At 31.9% G+C, this 17,372-nt stretch carries 16 protein-coding genes; 14 read left to right on the forward strand and 2 right to left on the reverse strand.

Annotated features, from left to right (window positions below):
- Positions 1-36 precede the first annotated feature (36 nt).
- Positions 37-1,179, forward strand: a complete 1,143-nt coding sequence (locus QLS31_RS00805; protein WP_282741822.1) for an AAA family ATPase — start codon at positions 37-39, stop codon at positions 1,177-1,179.
- Here the strand turns inward: QLS31_RS00805 and QLS31_RS00810 are convergent.
- Complete coding sequence (locus QLS31_RS00810) at positions 1,158-1,427, reverse strand: DUF1294 domain-containing protein (RefSeq protein WP_282741824.1); 270 nt, start codon at positions 1,425-1,427, stop codon at positions 1,158-1,160. The genes QLS31_RS00805 and QLS31_RS00810 overlap by 22 nt on opposite strands.
- A 64-nt stretch (positions 1,428-1,491) precedes the next feature.
- Here QLS31_RS00810 and QLS31_RS00815 point away from each other — a divergent pair, with 64 nt between their 5' ends.
- A complete protein-coding gene (locus QLS31_RS00815; RefSeq protein ID WP_282741826.1) occupies positions 1,492-3,615 on the forward strand; it encodes a Tex family protein in 2,124 nt (707 codons plus the stop codon).
- A 37-nt stretch (positions 3,616-3,652) separates the two neighbouring features.
- Here QLS31_RS00815 and tatA read toward each other — a convergent pair whose 3' ends face one another.
- Entirely contained in the window at positions 3,653-3,829 is a 177-nt protein-coding gene (tatA, locus tag QLS31_RS00820; RefSeq protein ID WP_099713958.1) for a twin-arginine translocase TatA/TatE family subunit, read from the reverse strand.
- 212 nt (positions 3,830-4,041) lie between these two features.
- On the opposite strand from tatA, the gene QLS31_RS00825 reads away from it, so the two are divergent.
- From QLS31_RS00825 to QLS31_RS00880, 12 genes are all read left to right on the forward strand, one after another.
- On the forward strand, positions 4,042-4,557 hold the full coding sequence (locus tag QLS31_RS00825) for a peptidase (RefSeq protein WP_282741828.1): 516 nt from the start codon (positions 4,042-4,044) through the stop codon (positions 4,555-4,557).
- A 66-nt stretch (positions 4,558-4,623) separates the two neighbouring features.
- Positions 4,624-6,135, forward strand: coding sequence for a GH3 auxin-responsive promoter family protein (locus QLS31_RS00830; RefSeq protein WP_282741830.1), 1,512 nt, complete (start codon positions 4,624-4,626; stop codon positions 6,133-6,135).
- A 36-nt stretch (positions 6,136-6,171) separates the two neighbouring features.
- Complete coding sequence (locus tag QLS31_RS00835; RefSeq protein ID WP_282741832.1) at positions 6,172-7,851, forward strand: hypothetical protein; 1,680 nt, start codon at positions 6,172-6,174, stop codon at positions 7,849-7,851.
- 9 nt (positions 7,852-7,860) lie between these two features.
- Positions 7,861-8,847: a hypothetical protein gene (locus tag QLS31_RS00840; protein WP_282741835.1), complete on the forward strand. Its 987-nt coding sequence runs from the start codon at positions 7,861-7,863 to the stop codon at positions 8,845-8,847.
- An 88-nt stretch (positions 8,848-8,935) separates the two neighbouring features.
- Positions 8,936-10,141 carry an oligosaccharide flippase family protein gene (locus QLS31_RS00845; RefSeq protein ID WP_282741836.1) on the forward strand — a complete coding sequence of 402 codons (1,206 nt, stop codon included), beginning with the start codon at positions 8,936-8,938 and terminating at the stop codon, positions 10,139-10,141.
- 33 nt (positions 10,142-10,174) lie between these two features.
- Positions 10,175-10,816: a DNRLRE domain-containing protein gene (locus tag QLS31_RS00850; RefSeq protein ID WP_282741838.1), complete on the forward strand. Its 642-nt coding sequence runs from the start codon at positions 10,175-10,177 to the stop codon at positions 10,814-10,816.
- 20 nt (positions 10,817-10,836) lie between these two features.
- Positions 10,837-12,114, forward strand: coding sequence for a hypothetical protein (locus QLS31_RS00855; RefSeq protein ID WP_282741840.1), 1,278 nt, complete (start codon positions 10,837-10,839; stop codon positions 12,112-12,114).
- Between the two features lie 472 nt (positions 12,115-12,586).
- A complete protein-coding gene (locus QLS31_RS00860; protein WP_282742151.1) occupies positions 12,587-13,288 on the forward strand; it encodes an O-antigen ligase family protein in 702 nt (233 codons plus the stop codon).
- 6 nt (positions 13,289-13,294) lie between these two features.
- The gene (locus QLS31_RS00865; protein ID WP_282741842.1) at positions 13,295-14,383 is read left to right on the forward strand and encodes a glycosyltransferase family 4 protein; all 1,089 of its coding nucleotides are present in this window, start codon (positions 13,295-13,297) and stop codon (positions 14,381-14,383) included.
- Complete coding sequence (locus QLS31_RS00870) at positions 14,371-14,898, forward strand: WcaF family extracellular polysaccharide biosynthesis acetyltransferase (protein ID WP_282741844.1); 528 nt, start codon at positions 14,371-14,373, stop codon at positions 14,896-14,898. Before QLS31_RS00865 ends, QLS31_RS00870 begins: the two co-directional genes overlap by 13 nt.
- Before the next feature lie 9 nt (positions 14,899-14,907).
- Positions 14,908-16,125, forward strand: a complete 1,218-nt coding sequence (locus QLS31_RS00875) for a glycosyltransferase (RefSeq protein WP_282741846.1) — start codon at positions 14,908-14,910, stop codon at positions 16,123-16,125.
- Positions 16,126-16,227: 102 nt separating this feature from the next.
- A complete protein-coding gene (locus tag QLS31_RS00880) occupies positions 16,228-17,211 on the forward strand; it encodes a UDP-glucuronic acid decarboxylase family protein (protein WP_282741848.1) in 984 nt (327 codons plus the stop codon).
- The last annotated feature ends 161 nt before the right edge of the window (positions 17,212-17,372 follow it).

The following is a 17,372-nucleotide window of genomic DNA, read 5'->3' on the forward strand; positions in this document are numbered from 1 at the left end:
TGATTATATTTGGTTTAGATTTCTAAATCAAATAGAATGGAAAATTATTTAAAAAGAGCAGTGTTTCAAGATTTTGGTAAAAAAGTACTTCCTAATAAAGTATTGATTTTACTAGGTGCTCGTCGTGTTGGAAAAACCGAACTAATAAAAAATTACCTTCAAACTATTCCTGATGGAAGTTATTTGCAACTGAACGGGGAAGATATTAATGACGCTAATCTGCTCAAAGAACGTTCTGTAGCAAATTACAAGCGATTATTACTCAATATTGATTTACTGGTTATAGACGAAGCCCAAACGATTCCTGATATTGGACTTATTCTAAAATTGATTGTGGATGCTATTGATGGAATCAAAATCATTGCTACAGGTTCCTCAATATTTGATTTAAACAACAATCTTGGTGAACCATTAGTAGGACGAAAAAACACCTTGTATCTTTTTCCATTGGCACAAATGGAATATTCCCAATACGAAAATTACAAACAAACTACAGAAAATTTAGAAGAAAGATTACTCTTTGGAAGTTATCCGGAACTGATTCAATATTCAGATTGGGAGGATAAAAAAGAGTATTTATATGAAATCATCAATTCGTATTTACTGAAAGATATTTTAGTTTTTGAAGGAATAAAACACGCCGATAAAATATATGATTTGCTGCGTTTGATAGCCTATCAATTAGGAAAAGAAGTTTCGTTGCAGGAATTAGCAAATCAGTTGCAAATGTCTAAAAACACAGTTGCTAACTATTTAGATTTGCTTTCTAAAGTGTTTATTATCTTCAAAGTAGAAGGGTTCAGTCGCAATCTTCGAAAAGAAATTGTGAAATCCAGCCGTTGGTATTTTTATGACAATGGCATTAGAAACGGCATCATTAATAATTTCAACCGATTGGATTCTAGAACAGATGTGGGTGATTTATGGGAAAATTACTTGGCAGTAGAACGCGTTAAAAAGCAAAATTACCTAAAAATAAAAACGAATAATTATTTCTGGCGGACTTATGATCAGCAAGAACTAGACTGGCTTGAGGAAAAAGGCGAAGAACTGGCTGGATTTGAGTTTAAGTGGAGTGAAACTAAAAAAGTCAAAATTCCTGCTGCTTTCGCAAAAGCATATCCGGAAGCTACTTTTGAAGTAATCAACAAGAGTAATTATTTAGATTTTATAACATAGAAATACACAATAAAAACCTGCAATATCCCAATTAAAAAAAACTTCCATAAAAAAGACATTTTAGAAGTTTTGTGTCGAAAAAAAAGCATCGCTAATCCGGAACCAATTGTACCGCCGATTAGACTCGTAAGCAATAAATTACGTTCAGAAATGCGCCTTTTTTGCTGTATGGCCAGCCGTTTGTCAACTGCTATTATTGAAAAAGCAACTAAATTAATAAGTGGAAAATACCAGAATAAAAAAGACATAAATAAGGAGTTTTGACTCAAAGATACTATTTTAGCAACATGATTTTATAATCTTAAATTTAAAATGACTAATATACAATTCATATCAAAAATCGTTGCTACAGCAGCAATAAACATTGAAAAAACCGTTCAATTATTACAAGAGGATTGTACGATTCCGTTTATTTCGAGGTATCGAAAAGATACAACAGGAAATCTGGATGAAGTACAAATAGAACAAATTGCAAAGCTCCAAAAAGAATACGAGGTTATTGTAAAACGTAAAGAAGCGATTTTAAAATCGATTCAGGAACAAAATGTGCTTAGTCCAGAATTAGAAAAAAAAATCCAACAGAGCTTCGATTTACAAGAATTGGAAGATTTTTATCTGCCATTCAAAAAGAAGAAAAAAACGAAAGCCGATGTTGCCCGTGAAAACGGATTAGAACCGTTGGCAAAAATCATTATGGCGCAAAATAATGATGATGTCGATTTCATTTCAACACAATATTTGAATGAAAATGTCATCAATGAAGAAGCAGCTTTGCAAGGAGCAAGAGACATTATTGCCGAATGGATTAATGAAAATATTTATGTTCGAAAGCAACTCCGAAGATTGTACGAACGCAAAGCAACCATTACCACCAAAGTAGTAAAAACGAAGAAAGACGACGAAGCGGCGCAGAAATTCAATCAGTATTTCGATTGGTCAGAACCGTTGACTAAAGCACCATCGCATCGGTTATTAGCGATGCTTCGTGCCGAAAATGAAGGCTTTATCAAGTTTAAAGTAGAAGTTGATATTGATGAAGCGTATGATATTATTGATGCGTTAGTTTTAAAAGGTCAAAATAAAACCACGTCTCACGTACAATTAGCAATTGAAGACAGTTACAAAAGATTGTTGAATCCGGCGATTTCAAATGAAGCCCTGCAAGAAGCAAAAGCGAAGGCTGACGCCAATTCTATTCAGGTTTTTGCGAATAATCTTGGACAGTTATTGTTGGCTCCGCCTTTGGGTGAAAAACGAATTCTGGCGATTGATCCTGGATTTAGAAGCGGTTGTAAAATTGTTTGTCTGGATGAAAAAGGGGATTTGTTATACAACGAAACGATTTATCCGCATGCGCCTCAAAAAGAGGAAGCGATGGCGATGAAAAAAATTCGTTCGATGGTGAATTCGTATAAAATTGATGCGATTTCAATAGGAAACGGAACGGCTTCACGTGAAACCGAATTCTTCATTAAGAAAATAGCTTTTGATAAACCGGTTCAGGTTTTTATCGTTTCCGAAGCGGGAGCATCGGTGTATTCAGCTTCAAAAATCGCCAGAGAGGAGTTTCCTAATTATGATGTCACTGTTCGAGGTTCGGTTTCTATCGGAAGACGATTGAGTGATCCATTGGCGGAGTTAGTAAAAATTGACCCAAAAGCCATTGGCGTAGGCCAATATCAACATGACGTGGATCAAAATAAATTAAAAGAAGAATTAGACAGTACGGTGATTCGTTGCGTGAATTCGGTTGGTGTAAATATCAACACGGCGAGTAAACATTTGTTGAGTTATGTGAGTGGAATAGGAGAGAAGCTGGCCGAAAACATCGTGCAATACCGTTCCGAAAATGGTCCTTTTCAAGACAGGAAACAACTTAAAAAAGTGCCGCGTTTGGGCGAAAAAGCGTACCAACAAGGCGTTGCTTTTATTCGAATTTCGAATGCGAAAAATCCGTTGGATAATTCGGCTGTGCATCCAGAAGCATACGGAATTGTGGAGAAAATGGCAAAAGATTTGAAATTAACGGTGAATGATTTGATTGCTAACAAAGAAAAAACCGCTTTGATAAAACCAGAAAATTATATTACTCCAGAAATAGGTTTATTGGGATTGAAAGACATTATAAAAGAACTCGAAAAACCGGGATTAGACCCAAGAAAATCTGCGAAAGTATTTGAATTTGACCCCAATGTAAAAACGATAAAAGATGTAAAAACGGGAATGGTTTTACCTGGAATTGTAAATAACATTACCAATTTTGGTTGTTTTGTGGATATTGGCGTAAAAGAAAGTGGTTTGGTTCACATTTCGCAACTCAAAGCAGGTTTTGTAAGCGATGTGAATGAAGTGGTAAAATTGCACCAACACGTTAAGGTAAAAGTGACTGAAGTCGATGAGGATAGAAAACGTATTCAGTTGAGTATGATACTTTAAAACAAAAAAAAGGCTTTTCAATTGAAAAGCCTTTTTTTTATTTTGTTTCTTCTTCTTCTTTTTTATCAGCTGGCTGATTGTCTTTGGCTGCGTTTTTGAATTCTTTAATTCCGCTTCCTAGACCTTTCATTAATTCTGGAATTTTTTTACCTCCAAAAAGTAATAAAACAATCGCCAATATAACAAGGATTTCTGTAACACCTAATCTTCCCATGATTGAATAATTTATTGCTTAAGCAAATTTGTAATAACTCTAACGACAAAGGTATATAGAATTAGTTAATGGAAACTCATTTTGGTACATTTATTTGGTTTCAAAAGCGTTAAAAATTTATTAAAATAAATTTAGCTTAGGAAAACGATACAAAAACAAGCGAATACAATCAATCACAATAATTGTTTATATTTGTTCAATAATAAAAAAGTATGTCAAAAAAACGACTAAAACGGCGCAAATTCAAAGAAAATTTATTCAATAAACGACGTTTAATAATACTTAACGAAGATACTTTTGAAGAGACATTTTCTTTGAAACTTACTTTAATGAATGTTTTTGTGGTAGCGACTTTGGGAGCAATAATTATTATATTTATTACTACTTTTATTATTGCTTTTACCCCATTAAGAGAATTTATACCAGGATATTCTTCCTCAAAATTAAAGAATGAAGCAATGGAACTAGCTTTAAAATCAGATTCTTTGTCTCGTGCTTTAAAGAAAAATGAAGCATACATTCGGTCAATTCAAAAAGTGTTGACAGGAGAGTTAGAATATGCAAAATTCAATAAAGATTCGATACTTACGGTTGTGGATGAAGTGTCTTCTCAGGCTTATTTATCGGCATCAAAGAAAGAACTGGAACTGAGAGAACAAGTAACGAAAGAAGAAAATCCCCACCCCAACCCTCCCCAAAAGGAAGGGAGCCGAAACTCAAAAAAGTAAAAACAGTTTTCAGTTTACATGACTTAGAGTCTTCGTGGCAAAAAACATTAAAATCAAGAGTAAGAAATGTCAATAAAATCTACTGCTGCAAAATTATTTGCACAAAAAATATACAAGAAAACACAACTTTGGGCCAATAATCCTATTGAAACTCAAAAGAAGGTTTTGCAAAAATTAATCAAAGAAGCGAAGAAAACACAATTTGGTATTGACCATCATTTTGACCAAATAAAAACTCAACAGGATTTTGCGAAACAAGTTCCAGTAAGAGATTATGAAGGATTGAAACCTTATGTTGATAAGGTGGTAAAAGGCCAGGAAAATATACTTTGGAAAGGAAAACCGCTTTATTTTGCCAAGACTTCAGGAACTACTTCTGGGGCAAAATATATTCCGTTGACTAAGGAATCCATGCCGTTTCATATTGAGGCGGCTCGAAATGCAATTCTACATTATATTCATGAAACCGGAAACGCTGATTTTGTGGATGGGAAAATGATCTTCTTGCAAGGAAGCCCAATATTAGAAGAAAAAAACGGAGTTAAATTAGGCAGATTGTCTGGAATTGTCGCTCATTTTGTTCCAAAATACCTTCAAAAAAACAGAATGCCCTCTTGGGAAACCAATTGTATTGAAGATTGGGAAACCAAAGTAAACGCAATTGTCGAGGAAACTTTTAATAAAGACATGAGAGTTATTTCTGGAATTCCGTCTTGGGTTCAAATGTATTTTGAAAAACTAAATCAAAAAGGAGGGAAGCCCGTAGGAGACATTTTCAAAAACTTCAATTTGTTTATTTACGGGGGTGTGAATTATGAACCGTATCGCGCCAAATTTGAGAATCTTATTGGACGAAAAGTAGACAGTATTGAGTTATTTCCGGCTTCGGAAGGCTTTTTTGCCTATCAGGATTCGCAAAAAGAAAAGGGAATGTTACTGCTTTTGAACTCCGGAATTTTCTATGAATTTATAAAAAGTGACGAATTCTACACTGATCCCGAATCCCGAAGTTTCGGGACGGGACCAAGACGTTATACGATTGGCGAAGTAGAACTGGGTGTGAATTATGTCCTGATTATTTCTACCAATGCGGGACTTTGGGGATACAACATTGGAGATACCGTTCAGTTTACCAGTTTAAAACCTTACAGAGTTATAGTATCCGGAAGAATCAAACATTATATTTCGGCTTTTGGAGAACATGTGATTGGCAAGGAAGTGGAAAGTGCGTTGCAGGAAGCAATTATTGGAACGGATATTCGCATCAATGAATTTACCGTTGCGCCACAAATCACGCCGGCAGAAGGATTGCCGTATCATGAATGGTTCATCGAATTTGAGAACGAACCGGAAGACAGCGTATTTTTTGCGGAAGCGATAGATACCGCCATGCGCAAACAAAATGTGTATTATGACGATTTGATTGTGGGCAAAGTGTTGCGTAAAGTGGTTGTCACCAAAGTGGCTAAAAATGGGTTTCAGGATTATATGAAATCGATAGGCAAACTGGGAGGACAAAATAAAATTCCGAGACTCTCTAATGACAGAAATATAGTAGATTTATTAAAAAATAAATAAAAGAGTTACCTTTGAAGGTTAGAAAATAATTAGAAAATGAAAGAGACTAAAAATATATCACGCTCCAGAGCGCAAGAATCATCGGCAGCAATTGAAAAAATGTACATCACCATGCGTCATCTTTTCAATAGAGGATTTTATAAGCCAATGGGAGTTTCCGGAGATACATTGAGAGAAGCATTATTGGCATTAAGCCCAGAAATATATGGAAATATTGCAGATGAAAAAGTAGAATTAAATGGACTTTTGTATGTTATAGAGCGTCTTCCGGTAGGAATTGAAGAATGTAGATTCATCAATTTAACTTCGGAAGAAGGGTATTCAAAATCTCATTTTCAAGCGATTGTTCCACCAAAAAGACGACGCAATTGTTACCGTATTGACGAAGAACAAATGAACGTGGAAATCACCCGCGGACGTTCAGATATTTATGATATTTTGACGCATTTGACGTTTATTTTCATCGAATCCCACAAAATTAGAAATAGAGTTTTACTGGATGATGCCGGCGAAGTTTCCCGCGATTGGTTCAAACTGGAACAAGCCGTTTCTCAAAAGAAAAAGCTGACACAGGTAGAAAAAGAAAAAGCCATTTCACATGCTGCGAATATTCTGGGAAGGACATTTGAGGAAGTGTTGGATATTTATGATGCATTTGGTTCAACCGCGGCGCCAGATCGATTTTTGCACGTTATTTTTTGGTTGGGAAAACTGGCGATTGAAGAAATAGTTGACGATAATAAGAGAACCATAACTTTCAGTCCTATTTTGAGGGAACGATTGGGACATCATATTCACGGTGAAATTTGGGCCACTAACATTAAGGAGGTTTTGAAAGAAAACCAACTTTTGGACCGACCAATTCACGTGATTAGTGCGAACATGCACAGTGTGATGAACTCTATTTTTGCCACTGAGGTTTTAAAAACGAGGTTTAAAGACAAGTCTGATTTCTTTATTTATGAAGAATTAAGCAAATCGGGTGCGAACGAAGTTCGCAATCAGGTTTCAGCAGTAGCTTTGAAACACGGAATGATTTCGTTACTGGATACTTCCGGAACAAATATAGACGTACAGATTTTTGATACAGCCAAAATTGACTGGTCCAAAACATCGTTTCCAAAGGCAAATACCGGAGATAAAAAACCAGTGCTGATTGTTATGGACTATGCTTTTGGGGAGCAAGCTTATGAAACCATTGATGAGTTATTAAAACCGTATAAAAAAGCCACTTTGCTTAATGTAGAATCAGTTTCTATCATGGGAAAAGCGGGAATTCTGGAAGGCGGAAAAGGAGACATTATGATTCCGAATGCACACATCAATGAAGGAACAGCAGATAATTATTTTTTCGAAAATGAATTGACTGCTGATATGTTTGAAGGAATTGATATTGCTGTTTTTGCCGGACCAATGGTCACCGTTTTGGGGACTTCATTACAAAACAGAGATTTATTGAAATTTTTCCATGAATCAACTTGGGGAGTTATAGGATTGGAAATGGAAGGTTCTTATTACCAAAAAGCGATTCAATCTGCTTCAAAAATCAGAAAGAGTGTTCCACATGATGTGAAGGTAAGATATGCGTATTATGCCTCTGATAATCCTTTGGAAACAGGAAGCACATTAGCTTCAGGCGGACTAGGTACTACGGGAGTAAAACCTACTTATTTGATTACAATAAAGATATTGGAACAAATTTTCAACGTAAAATAAAAATATAGGATGAACAAAAACCAACCCAATAACCAAGAAGATCAGGAGATTGATTTGACACAAATTTCTAAAAAAATAGGAAGATTATTTGAATTGATTAACACCTTTTTGTTTAGATGTATTCAGTTTTTTGTAAAAAATGCTATTGTAATTTTGATTTTTTTGGTAATTGGAGTTGGAGTAGGGTTTTATTTAGATGTGACAAAAAAAATCTATAATCATCAAATTACAGTGACTCCAAATTTTGGAAGCACGGATTATTTATATTCAAAAATTGACTTGATTGAATCAAAAATTCAAGAAGGAGATACGATTTTTATAAAAGAAGTTCTAGGTGTAAAAAAGCCTAAAGAAATACTAAAAATTGAAATCAAACCAATAACAGATGTTTATAAATTCATTGAAAACAAGACTGAGAACTTTGAATTAATCAAGTTGATGGCTGAAGATGGTGATATAAAAAAAGTCCTTGAAGAAAATTTGACTAGTAAGAATTATAAATTTCACACGATTTATTTCCAAACGAAACATATAACAACTGAAAAATCTACAATTGAACCGATATTACATTTTTTAAATGAATCGGAGTATTATTCAAAAGTACAGAAAGAAATGGTTAATAATGTTCAGTTAAAGATGATTCAAAATGACACTATTATAGCACAGATAAATGGGGTTTTAAGTGGTTTTTCGAATACAGCAAAAGGGGCAAAAAGTAATAATCTTGTTTATTATAATGAAAATACCCAATTGAATGATATCATTAAAACAAAGGAGTCTTTGATTAATGAACAAGGATTTCTTAGAGTTGATTTGGTAGGATTAAATAGCATTGTAAAGGAAAATAGTTCAATATTGAATATTGAAAATACCACTTCTATAAATGGAAAATTAAAATTTATTTTGCCAATTTTATTTGTTTGTATTTTCATTTTTATTCGTTTTTTTATCGCTTTTTATAGAAAGCAGTCTGTAAAAGCAAACTTGATAAAGTAGAGTTTAAGGTAGTGTTTAATATATTTAAAAGTGCAAAATAGGATCAATACATAGGATATCAATGAATATAAGTAGAACAAGATTAAATATGATATCTAACTTTTTTTACATTGGCGTAATGAAGTTTTTGAATATTGGTTCTAAGTATATTCTGGTGGGTTACTTGATTAGGGTTTTGGGAGAAAATGGATATGGAACATTAACATGGATAGATTCAATTGTTCAATATTTTATAATGTTAATCAATTTTGGGTTTGATTTGTATGCGGCTAAATATGTAGTCGAAAACAAGAACAATCCTAAAAAGCTGAACGAAGCAATTTCTGCCATATATTATATCAAAGGAATACTACTTCTCATTTCCTTTGTTTTATTGATTCCACTGACTTTTAATACAGAAATCAACACCGTTATTAATTTAATTTTTTTGATGTTGGTCATGGGAATCGGTGAAGTGTTGACTCCCATTTGGTTTTTTCAAGGTATTGAGAAAATGAAAACCATTACCATTATCACCTTTTTCTCTAAACTAATCTTAGTTTTACTAACCTTTTTCTTTATAAAAAATAGTACTGATATTCATTTGTATATTTTGTTTTTGGTGTTTACAAATATCATTTGGGGCTTTTTGGGGTTTTTAATGATGAAAAAAGAAGCAAGTTTTAAATTTGTTGCGGTTACTTTTGATTTAATAAAAAACTATTTAAAAGAAGGATATCTCTTTTTTATAGGCAAATTTTCTACTTTTTTGTTTAATCTGGGGACCGTATTTTTGATAGGTTATTTATTTACAAAAGGTCAAGTTGCAGGTTTTGATATCGCTATTAAAATTGTCTTTGTTTTCATTATTCCTTTTGAGGTTTTGCAGCAGGCACTTTTCCCAGTTATAATTAGGGGAGTAAGGAAAAGTGTACTTAGAAAGATTACAGTTGCAACTTTTATTATCAGTACGGCTATCGCTATTTTATTATATGTTTTTTCTGAAAATGTAATTGTGATTTTTGGAGGAGTCGAAATGTATAAATACAGTTATGTCCTTGATTTGGTTTTGATTTTAATTCCTATTGTTAGTTTAACAATAGTCGTTGGAAATTGTATTCTTGTAGCAAAGGGATATTATAAGCAATACAATTGGTCTTTGATAGTGTCAGCAATGGTCTTTGTTTCCTTACTGATTGTATTAAAAACTACTGATCAATTGAATTTTTTAAATGTTATTCTAATTCGGGTTTTGGCAGATTTTATCCAATTATTAATTAGATTCTACTATAATTTTAAATTTAAAATAATTTAAATAGTACTATGAAAGTGATTAAAAAAGTTAATTTTGAAAAAAAGTATAAAAATGAGAATAAATAACTTAGTTGCTTTAGGGCTTTTTTCTTTGTTTTTGGCTTCTTGTTCAAAGAACTCAAAGGAAATAGTATTAGAAGCAAAAAATGGTAACATAGAAGATGCTTTAATTTGTAAATTTTTACCGTATCAAAATTTTTCTGAAGAGGAAAACATCCATTTATATTCCTCAAAACAAGGAGATTCAATAAATGTTAATAGGGTGGTTTTAAATTTCAAGGAAATTCCGGCCAATATAAAAATTGATAGCGCTTTTTTACAATTAAAATTTAATGCAAAATCGGTAATTGGAAAAGAGAGTTATGGTGAAAATGGCTTCGTTATTCAACGTATAATTTCTCCTTGGGACGAAACCGAAGTGAATTGGGCAAACGCACCTGTTACAACAGATGATAACCAGATTTTCACTGATAAAACTAAGCTTAACAAAGATCCAAACAGAATTAATGTCACAAGATTAGTTCAAGATATTTCTGATGATAAAGACAATAGTTATGGGTTTTTATTAAAGTTGATAAATGAAAACAGTAGTTCTTTAGTTCTCTTAGCGTCAAGTAATAATAGTGATGCAAGTTTAAGACCTAAATTAAAAATATACTATTCAGATAAACAATAAAACCATTTTATTTTTATTTGATGAAACTATATTTTAGAAAAACATCTTTACCAGTCCTATTTGAATTTATATTATTTATAAGTTTAGTGGAGACTGGTTTTTTTTATTTTTTTAAAATACTAGGTCTTCAGCAATTCCAAATGATACCTTACCTTAGGTTAATGTCATTATTATTCACCTTTTTATTCTTCTTTAAAAACAAATTTTACCTCAATAATTTTTTTAAAATCAGTTTAAAAGCAAACTCAGAAAATCTTTTAGTTCTGGTATGGGTCAGCTTTACTATCCTAGGTTTTTTCGTGGGTATAGTACACCGAAATTCTATTTTATATCTTTTTACAGATATGATCTATATCCTTTTTGGCTATTTTTTGTATCGAATTTTTTATAGTAATCAAAAATTACTGGATGAAATTACAGTTGAATTAACGCTACGGCAAGAAAACTATTTTGTTATCTCTATTTTATTTCTTTCAGTATTAGCATTTGTTTTAAAAATTGATTTACCTTCTTTCACAGTAGTTTTTACTTTAGTATATGCATTATATCATTATAATAGAAAAAACTACGGCCTGATGTTTTTGTATTCCCTGCCTTTCTTTTCTCAAATACTTAAATCAAACAGAGCGTTATTACTAGTTTTTATTTTAGTGTTGTTTTTTGCCTTTGTACAAAAAAGATTTTCAAAAAAAAACATCAATGTTTTTCTGCTAATTATTGTAGTTTTTCTATTACTCTGTTTTTTCTTTTTAGATGATGTATTAAAAGTCATAATTAATTATTTTCCGGAGAATTCTACTTTAAAAGACCGATTGGTTCAAGTGTATTTATTGTTAAAAGGCAATGTAGATTGGAATTCTCCCGCATTATTATCTCTTAGCCAACGAATTGATGAAGCTAAAGCGGTAATAGCATATTGGTGCTTAAATCCCTTTAATTTTTTATTTGGAGGAGGAATGGGAGCTACGATTGAAGGTTTTTCTTTTAAAGACATTGGCGTTGCTGACTCTGCATTATTAGGAAAGACAGCTATACATAATATTCATTTATTACCATTTGCCTTGATTTTTAGATATGGAGTTATTGGAATTGGTTTATTCTTGATTCTGATATATAATTTATTTAAGTATTTATTTACGATCATTTTATCAGAGCAATCCTTGTTTAAAACATTGATTGTATTTCAATTTTGTTGGATGTTATATTCCTTTCCTGCTGCCTCTTATTTATGGACCTGCCCATTATTTTGGATAACATTAGCTTATGTCTCAAATGAAAAAAGAATTAACTTTTCTTAATTATATTTTATATTCTATAGCTTTTTTTATACTGTTGCCTAATAGTATAAAGGAATTGCCATTTATTTTATTGGGACTATTTTCGATTGTTATTTTTATAAGAGAAAGAAAGATCGACACTAAAACGTTTACAATATTTGGACTATTTTTTGTTGTAAATCTTTTCAGTTTGCTATATACCAAAGATTTATCTTATGGATTAAAACGAATAGAAGGATTCCTTCCTTTGCTTTATCTTGCTTTTTCGTATTGTGTATTCTCAAAAATGGAATTAAGATTTGAAAGAAAGTTTGTAGAGAATTGGATACTAATTTTTAACGGCTCTAATTTTGTTTTTTTAATTGTCGTTAGCTTGTATTTTTATTATCAAAATATTCCAATAACGTACAATACAATCCGGACGGTTTTCGATGAAATCCCTTTGATTAATATGCATCCTATTTACCTTTCGATTACTTCAGTTCTGGGTTTAATGTCTTGTATATATATTTTCAGGGAAAACTTAAAAAAATGCTCTTTTTTAATAGTTGTAAATGTTGTTTTACTTTTTCTAACTGGGGCAAGGGCTACTTTTATTGGTTTTTTTATGATTTTGTTTTTGGTGTTATTTTTTGGAAGACTTTCTTCAAAAATAAAATTTTCGGTAGGAGTGGTTTCTTGTTTTTTGATTTTTTCCCTTTTTGCTTTTAATAGTGATTTTAAGAAAAGGTTCCGAGAAATGATTATTCCGGTTTCCTATTCAAAGGTAAATCCAAACAATTCCACAAGTGTTCGAATTGCGGTTTGGGATTGCGGAATTCAAAAAATTAAAAGCTCTAATACTTTAATTGGAAACGGAATTGGAGATGTTCCTTCTGTTTTGCAGGAATGTTATGACGCACAATATCCTGAATTGGGAAAATATTATAATACACACAATCAGTATTTCAGTATTCTTTTAGGAACAGGTTTGATTGGCTTATTGAGTTTTTTGCTTTTTTTTATTTATCTTTTCATCCATGCTTTAAAAAATAAAAATAATTTTCTATTGGTACTTGTTTTATTTTATCTGTATATATTTAATTTTGAAAATATTATAGAAAGAAAATACGGAATTTTATTATTGCTTTTTTTCCTGTTTTTCGTTTTTAATATTTTCACTAAACCAGCAAATAAACCTATTGAAATTGTTTAACTTTTGATGCAAAATAAAATTTTAATTATAGGTCCGTTTCCGCCACCAATATCTGGAGTGAGTATTGCGAATCAGGTTATTTCTAAAGGATTGCGTAAAAAAAATTGGAAAGTTGACACTATTAATTCAGAATATTCTGAAACCATTACTCATAAACACGGTACAATTAGTCTTAAAAAATTGTACTTTATAAAAATATATTTACTTGTTGGCAAAGTTTTATTTTCAAAAATCACTTACATTACCATAGGTCAATCTTATTTTGGAGTTTTAAAATATCTTCCTTTCATAATATTGGCTAAGCTTGCCAGAAAAAAATTAGTGGTTCACTTACACGGAAATCATCTGCTCAATGAGTATAATGTATTGAAAGGATTAAAAAGAATCATTTTCCACAAGTTAATTTCAATGTTTGATTATGGAATTGTTTTGTCCGAATCATTGCGCAATAATTTTGAACCTTTTTTAAAAAAAGAATCTATTTTTGAATTGCATAATTTTTTTGAAGAATCATTAATTCTGCCTCCTGAAAAGTTAATTCAACAAAAAGAGTACTCAGAGTTAAGAGTTGTATTTTTGAGTAATTTAATAGAAGAAAAAGGGATTAATATTTTATTAGAAGCAGTAAAAAAATTAAAAGACAAAGGAATAAATTTTCAGTTAAAAGTTGCTGGCAACAAGATTAAAGAAAATAATCTATCTGATTATTTTAATACTTTAGACGGAGTTGACTATGTGGGAGTGGTACACGGGGAGGAAAAACAGAAATTACTGCTTTGGAGTAATGTTTTTTGTTTGCCAACCTTTTACAAAATGGAAGGCCAACCCATAAGTATATTAGAGGCAATGGCGATGGGAAATTTAATACTTACAACTAATCATGCCGGAATAACAGATATTTGTAAAGAACAAAATGCTGTCTTTTGTGAAAAAGAAAGCGTAGAAGATTTAGCAAAAAAATTAGAAGAATTAGTCAATGACCAAAATCAGATTCGACAAAAAGGACTGCTGAATATGCAATATGCCAATGCATATTTTACCGAAGAGATGTTTATTGAAAACGCAAATAAAATTTTATTGCAATGTATCAACTAAAAGAGTTTAAACTTCCCGAGGGATTCAGAGGCAGAAATGCATTTACAGTACAACTCTGGTGGTTGGTTTACTTTTTTTTATTTAAACCGTCTCCTCAGTTTATGTATGGCTGGAGACGATTTTTATTAAGGCTTTTTGGTTCGAAAATTGGCAAAAAGGTCATTTTGAGACCGTCTTGCCAAATAACGTATCCTTGGAAGCTGGAAATAGGAGACTATTCCTGGATTGGAGATGAAGTTGTTTTGTATACACTTGGCAAAATAAAAATAGGAAGCAATACGGTCATTTCGCAAAGAAGTTATCTATGTACGGGTTCTCATGATTATACGAAAACTGACTTTCCAATCTTTGCAAAGCCAATACTTATTCATGATTCCTGCTGGTTAGCGGCAGATGTTTTTGTGTCTCCTGGAGTTGAAATAGTTGATGAGGTTATTGTAGGAGCTAGATCATCTGTATTTAAGAGCATTTTAGAAAAAGGAATGTATAAAGGAACTCCTTTAAAAAAGGAATAAATTGAGCAAATGAATATAACAATAATCAGTAACCATTATTACCCTGAAGATAGTGGAATTGGGCTATATTCTACAGGAATGGCTGAGTTTTTAGCTCAAAAAAATACGGTTAAAGTGATTGCGGCAACGCCCTACTACCCGCAATGGAAAATATATCAAGAATACGATAAAAATGGGCTTTTTAGCACCGAAGTTATCAATGGTGTGGAAATCTTTCGTTTCAAACAATTTACTCCTCAAATCCCTACATTCAAAGGGAGGATATTTCAAATGATTCATTTTTTTATGGGTTCATTTTTTAATGTTTTTAAAATAAAAAAAAATGATATTGTCATAGTTGTGATGCCTTTTACAATATCGGCAATTTTAGGCTGGTTTATAAAAATATTTCGAGGAGGTAAACTTTGGATTCACGTTCAGGATTTTGAATTTGATGCTGCTTTCGAAACTGGAATTTCGAATAAAAAAGGGTTCTTATCTAAAGTTATTTTTAGAATGGAGCGATTTATATTTAATCGAGCAGATTTCATGAGTACAATCAGCAATGGAATGTTAAACAAATTAGAAACCAAATCAAATACAAAAAAATACTTTTTCCCTAATTGGATTGACCATTCAAAGATAAATCCGGATCTGGCAAAGCCAAGTGTATTATTCGATACTTCAAAGTTTAATATTTTGTATTCCGGAAATATTGGAGCCAAGCAAGATTGGGATTTTTTTATTGATTTTGTAAGTGCTTGTCAAGAAATGAGGCAGGTTCAGATTTATTTGATTGGCGAGGGAGCAAAACGGAAAGAAGTAATTGAGAGTTTGAAACAATTTCAAAATTGCAAATACTACCCACCCGTTCGTTATGAAGAGTTAAATGATTTGTTATGTAATGCAGATTTACATCTGCTTTTTCAAAAACACACAGTTGTTGATACGGTAATGCCATCAAAAATATTAGGAATGATGGCAAGTGCAAAACCCTCTATTGTTACCGGGAATGAATATTCAGAGGTAAAATATAATCTCGAAATTTCCGAAGGAGGGTTTTATTTTCATAGGGATGAAAAACTTCATGAAATAATGAGAGTTCTAAAAAATTTAATGGAGAACCCAGAGCAGTCTGAGATTATTGGAAGTAAAGCACGAAAATTTGTAATTGAAAAATATTCTATTGAAAGTGTTTTGAGCCAATTTCAAGAGGATATTGAAAATGGTTTAAAAACGAATTTTTAGAATTAATACGGTTTGTTGTAAATTCAAATATCATTGAAAAATGTTTTTTTTTTGATGAAAATATTAACGGTTTATTATACCTTGCATTCGTAAAATTGACTCATGAAAAGAATACTTATCACCGGAGCAGCTGGATTTTTAGGATCACATCTTTGTGACCGTTTTATTAAAGAAGGCTATTTTGTTATTGGAATGGATAATCTCATTACGGGAGATTTAAAAAATATAGAACATTTGTTCCAACTGGAGAATTTTGAATTTTATCATCACGATATTACAAAATTTGTTCATGTTCCGGGTCAACTAGATTATATCCTTCATTTTGCTTCGCCTGCAAGTCCAATAGATTATTTAAAAATCCCGATACAAACCTTAAAAGTGGGTTCACTTGGGACGCACAATCTTTTAGGTTTGGCAAGAGTAAAAAATGCCAGAATTCTTATTGCATCTACTTCTGAAGTATATGGAGATCCATTGGTTCATCCACAAACGGAAGAATACTATGGAAATGTAAACACGATTGGACCAAGAGGTGTTTATGACGAAGCCAAACGTTTTCAGGAATCTATAACTATGGCATATCATACGTTTCATGGTGTAGAAACTAGAATTGTTAGAATTTTCAATACTTACGGACCAAGAATGCGTCTTAATGATGGCCGCGTAATTCCTGCTTTTATTGGTCAGGCAATTCGTGGGGAAGACTTAACCATTTTTGGGGACGGAATGCAAACCCGTTCGTTTTGTTATGTAGATGACCAAGTCGAAGGTATTTTCAGATTACTGCATTCTGATTATGTGTATCCGGTTAATATTGGAAATCCAGATGAAATCACCATCAAGGACTTTGCGGAAGAAATTATAAAATTGACAGGAACCAATCAAAAAGTAGTATATCATCCTTTGCCGGTAAATGATCCTTTACAGCGTCAGCCTGACATTACTAAGGCAAAAGAATTACTTGGATGGGAAGCTAAAATAGGTCGTGCAGAAGGAATGAAAATCACCTATAACTATTTTAAATCCTTATCTAAAGAGGAACTTTCTAAAGAAGAGCATAAAGACTTTTCCAGTTATATAAAGTAAATGAATTTATTTAATATTTGTAATGTATAGTTTTAATATACTTTGAATTTAATAGAAAATAAAAAAATAGTAACATATTTACTGTACTAAATTTTGTGTAGCTATTTCAAGGAGTTAAAAAACAAACGAACAGTAAATCCAATAAAGTGAATTTTATCCAT

The organism is Flavobacterium sp. XS2P24, from assembly GCF_030010285.1.
Classification (GTDB): Bacteria; Bacteroidota; Bacteroidia; order Flavobacteriales; family Flavobacteriaceae; genus Flavobacterium; species Flavobacterium algoritolerans.

What these genes read in the sequence shown, in the direction of transcription:
- QLS31_RS00830 (WP_282741830.1), top strand. Translation starts at nt 4,624, where the DNA reads ATGTCAATAAAATCTACTGCTGCAAAATTATTTGCACAAAAAATATAC.
- QLS31_RS00810 (WP_282741824.1), bottom strand. Translation starts at nt 1,427, where the DNA reads ATGTCTTTTTTATTCTGGTATTTTCCACTTATTAATTTAGTTGCTTTT.
- QLS31_RS00815 (WP_282741826.1), top strand. Translation starts at nt 1,492, where the DNA reads ATGACTAATATACAATTCATATCAAAAATCGTTGCTACAGCAGCAATA.
- QLS31_RS00840 (WP_282741835.1), top strand. Translation starts at nt 7,861, where the DNA reads ATGAACAAAAACCAACCCAATAACCAAGAAGATCAGGAGATTGATTTG.
- QLS31_RS00880 (WP_282741848.1), top strand. Translation starts at nt 16,228, where the DNA reads ATGAAAAGAATACTTATCACCGGAGCAGCTGGATTTTTAGGATCACAT.
- QLS31_RS00825 (WP_282741828.1), top strand. Translation starts at nt 4,042, where the DNA reads ATGTCAAAAAAACGACTAAAACGGCGCAAATTCAAAGAAAATTTATTC.
- QLS31_RS00855 (WP_282741840.1), top strand. Translation starts at nt 10,837, where the DNA reads ATGAAACTATATTTTAGAAAAACATCTTTACCAGTCCTATTTGAATTT.
- QLS31_RS00865 (WP_282741842.1), top strand. Translation starts at nt 13,295, where the DNA reads ATGCAAAATAAAATTTTAATTATAGGTCCGTTTCCGCCACCAATATCT.
- tatA (WP_099713958.1), bottom strand. Translation starts at nt 3,829, where the DNA reads ATGGGAAGATTAGGTGTTACAGAAATCCTTGTTATATTGGCGATTGTT.
- QLS31_RS00870 (WP_282741844.1), top strand. Translation starts at nt 14,371, where the DNA reads ATGTATCAACTAAAAGAGTTTAAACTTCCCGAGGGATTCAGAGGCAGA.
- QLS31_RS00835 (WP_282741832.1), top strand. Translation starts at nt 6,172, where the DNA reads ATGAAAGAGACTAAAAATATATCACGCTCCAGAGCGCAAGAATCATCG.
- QLS31_RS00875 (WP_282741846.1), top strand. Translation starts at nt 14,908, where the DNA reads ATGAATATAACAATAATCAGTAACCATTATTACCCTGAAGATAGTGGA.
- QLS31_RS00860 (WP_282742151.1), top strand. Translation starts at nt 12,587, where the DNA reads ATGTCTTGTATATATATTTTCAGGGAAAACTTAAAAAAATGCTCTTTT.
- QLS31_RS00845 (WP_282741836.1), top strand. Translation starts at nt 8,936, where the DNA reads ATGATATCTAACTTTTTTTACATTGGCGTAATGAAGTTTTTGAATATT.
- QLS31_RS00805 (WP_282741822.1), top strand. Translation starts at nt 37, where the DNA reads ATGGAAAATTATTTAAAAAGAGCAGTGTTTCAAGATTTTGGTAAAAAA.